We start from the raw sequence: 645 nt of genomic DNA on the forward strand, positions 1-645 counted from the left end.
AATCGAGTGGATGGCTCCGCCATCTAATGACGGAGTGCACCCCTCACACCACCGTACGTACGGGTCTCGTATACGGCGGTTCGATAATGAAACTTAACGTTTGTAGTATTCCAATAAACTAACATAACCTTTCCTCTTTAACCGTTTTACGGTGATCGTAGTTCGCAGTATTGGGCTTTGGGCTACAGCCCATCCCCCCATTCTGGTACGGCTCCAAGCATAGGCTTGGTCTTGGTCAATGCCCAGACGGATCAGGTTTTTCCGTTTCCGTTCGAGTTTCTTCCACTGATGCCAAATACAATACCGCAGTCGGTTGCGCAGCCATTCCTCCAACTTCTTGAGCTTGGCCTGAATGGATGCCGGCTTAAAGTAATTAATCCACCCTCGTACCAACAGATTGATGCGTGAAATACGTTCTTCAAAACTGGCGGGTATCGTCTTTTTGGTAAGGTATTTAAGCTTTGCTTTGAATTCCTTCCATTTGGACGGTTTTACCACGAGTTGATATTTCCCTTTCTCTCCTTTCTTGTAGGTCGGTACAAAACCAAACCCTAATACTTGAAAATCCAAAGGTTTGCGTATGCCGCTTTTCTTTCTATTTATTGGCAATCGGAGCTTGTCGCGCAGAAACTTGTAGATACTGTT

General features: G+C 45.6%; 1 protein-coding gene. It reads right to left on the bottom strand.

Annotation, left to right across the window (positions count from 1 at the left end):
• Nucleotides 1–93: 93 nt before the first annotated feature.
• Nucleotides 94–645 (bottom strand): group II intron maturase-specific domain-containing protein (locus MWU84_RS24050; RefSeq protein WP_281502619.1); only part of this gene is annotated, 552 nt, incomplete at its 5' end.

The organism is Arenibacter sp. F20364 (assembly GCF_023015905.1).
Taxonomy (GTDB): Bacteria; Bacteroidota; Bacteroidia; order Flavobacteriales; family Flavobacteriaceae; genus Arenibacter.